The sequence below is a fragment of the Methylophaga sp. UBA1464 genome (genome assembly GCF_002325665.1).
GTDB lineage: Bacteria > Pseudomonadota > Gammaproteobacteria > Nitrosococcales > Methylophagaceae > Methylophaga.
This window is the reverse complement of sequence record NZ_DCSO01000011.1, coordinates 11,452-13,726: the sequence shown is the minus strand read 5'-3', so window position 1 is coordinate 13,726 and position 2,275 is coordinate 11,452. Positions and strand designations below refer to the sequence as shown.

At 42.5% G+C, this 2,275-nt stretch carries 1 protein-coding gene and 1 pseudogene; one reads left to right on the top strand and one right to left on the bottom strand.

Going from position 1 to position 2,275, the window contains the following annotated elements; translation table 11 throughout:
• Positions 1-409: 409 nt before the first annotated feature.
• Positions 410-2,023 carry a sensor domain-containing diguanylate cyclase gene (locus B3O33_RS00845; RefSeq protein WP_292359165.1) on the top strand — a complete coding sequence of 538 codons (1,614 nt, stop codon included), beginning with the start codon at positions 410-412 and terminating at the stop codon, positions 2,021-2,023.
• Positions 2,024-2,045: 22 nt separating this feature from the next.
• Here B3O33_RS00845 and B3O33_RS00840 read toward each other — a convergent pair.
• A pseudogene (locus tag B3O33_RS00840) lies at positions 2,046-2,275 on the bottom strand (hypothetical protein); the annotation flags it as partial.

Below are 2,275 nucleotides of genomic sequence, written 5' to 3'. Positions count from 1 at the left end.
GCTGACAGTGCTCGCTGTTGGCGGAGTTAAAAGTACTTATGCCTATCTGGCTGCAACAGCGGGTCAGGCCTATCTAACCAAAAGCCTGGCAAATTGGCATAAACTGGCCGCAATACTGTTATCTATTGTGGGTGTAATGATTGTTTTTTCGTTATAGGCAAAGATATAAAAAATAGTTTATTTCAGTAATATCAGTGATAAACAACGATCCAATACGATTCAATAATAAAAAACGGTAGACAACATGATTATTTTTTGTCATTTGTTATAAAACTGTAAAAACGCTTTATAAGAAACTGATCTGCAAGCAGTTCACCGGGGGGCACATGATTGATAGAACATTATTGAATAAACCATCTGCCATCAGGTCTTTTCTAATGTTCTCAAATCAACGTAGGTCATCATTTCAATGATGATTGGTTTAAAGTCTATATTGCCGTTAAGCCGATATATTGATTTTAATGTCTTCAAGGCAATGCTGTTTGTAGGCTTTGCCTATTATTTTGGTGCGTTAATTGGGATTCATCAAACCATAACACCTGAAGGTATCGCCATTTTATGGCCGCCTAATGCAATTTTACTCGCTGCTTTTTTAATTTATCCCTGTCGTTATCTGCCTTTTGTTGCTGTGGCCGGCATCATTGCTGAACTGATAGCTGCTATTCCGGCGTTTCCAGTCTGGTCAGCCATTGGCTTTTCATTGATAAATATTTTGTCGGTGTCTTTAGCTGCATTTTTGATTCGACGTAAAAGTGGTCAGGATTTTAATTTTGACCGGTTAAAAAACGGTGCTTACTTTTTATTCTTTGCACCCTTTCTATCGGCTGCTTTGGCTGGAATGTTCGGTGCTGGGATATATTTGTTACTTGGAAGAACGGATACCAGTTATCTGAGTTTATGGCAGATATGGTGGTTCGGTGATGCATTGGCGATGCTGATATTAACGCCATTAATCGTTGTTTTATGGCGATGGATTCAGGCAGGATTACCGCATTTTAAACTGCATTTTCTGTTGGAAGCACTATTGATCTGGATGGCAGTCATTATTATTGGGTATCAAAGCTTTAGCGTTGAATCCTATGAAAAAGCATTCCTGTTTTTTACCCCGATATGGTTGGTTCTGCTTGGTGTGGTGGCGGCCATCAGACTGGGGGTGGTTGGCGCTTCAGCGACCGTTACATTGATAACGATTTTTGCTGTTGAACATTTAATGCGTGGTACGCATCCTATTATTGTGAATACGCCGCAGAATGCCGTTTGGTTGACGCAGGAATACCTGGCCATAATCGCCATTGTTTCGGTTGGTTTAGCCCTACTGATTCAGGAAATTGCTGAACAGCGTGATGTGCTTGAGCAACACGAAAATGCGTTGAAAGCACAGAATCAATTTTTAGAAGAAAGAGTAAATGAACGTACGATAGCACTGAAAGAAGTGAATCAGGCACTGCAGCAGGCTAATAATCTGTTGGCCAAGAGTGCTGCCACAGACGAGCTGACCGGTATATCCAATCGGCGGCATTTTCTCAGTGAAGTGAAACGCGAATTACATCGGTTAAAGCTGGATGGACAAACCGCCAGTGCCATTATGATCGATCTGGATCACTTTAAACTGGTTAATGATAATCTGGGGCATGAAGCCGGAGATATGGTGTTACGCGAAATTATCACGCCAATCAGCACTGCAATTAGACCTCGGGATTTATTTGGTCGTATGGGCGGAGAAGAGTTCCTGGTGTTTTTATCCGGTGCTGACCACCAAATGGCAGATATTGTGGCAGAGCGTATCCGAAAGGAAATCGAAAATCTGCAGGTAGTCTATCGAGAACAGAAAGTCCAGATAACGGCGAGCTTCGGTGTAGCAGAATGGGATGGTCATGCTGATCTCGATGAACTGTTCTATCAGGCAGACAAAGCGCTTTATCATGCGAAAAACCGTGGAAGGAACCAGGTTTTCAACTTGACTGAAACAGAAACCAATCCTGACACAAAATCAGTGCATGAAGACCACACAGAATTACCATAAAATCGTGTTACAAGGCTGGAACTTAACTGTTTAATTCAGGTAAACGGCTGGCTCCCCAACTGCGATGAATGCGTTCAATAACGCGTTGTAACTCTTCGGTTTTAACCAAAGCAAACTGTCCCGGTTCGAGCGGATCGTAATGAAAGATATACAGTCGCGAGGCAAACTCTTCAAATGGTAATGAAGCTTCGCCGAAACGTTCAGAATGCCCTGAAGTACTGACCTGAATGTCATCCCCCCAGTTCTGGCCGG

What these genes read in the sequence shown, in the direction of transcription:
- B3O33_RS00845 (WP_292359165.1), top strand. Translation starts at nt 410, where the DNA reads ATGATGATTGGTTTAAAGTCTATATTGCCGTTAAGCCGATATATTGAT.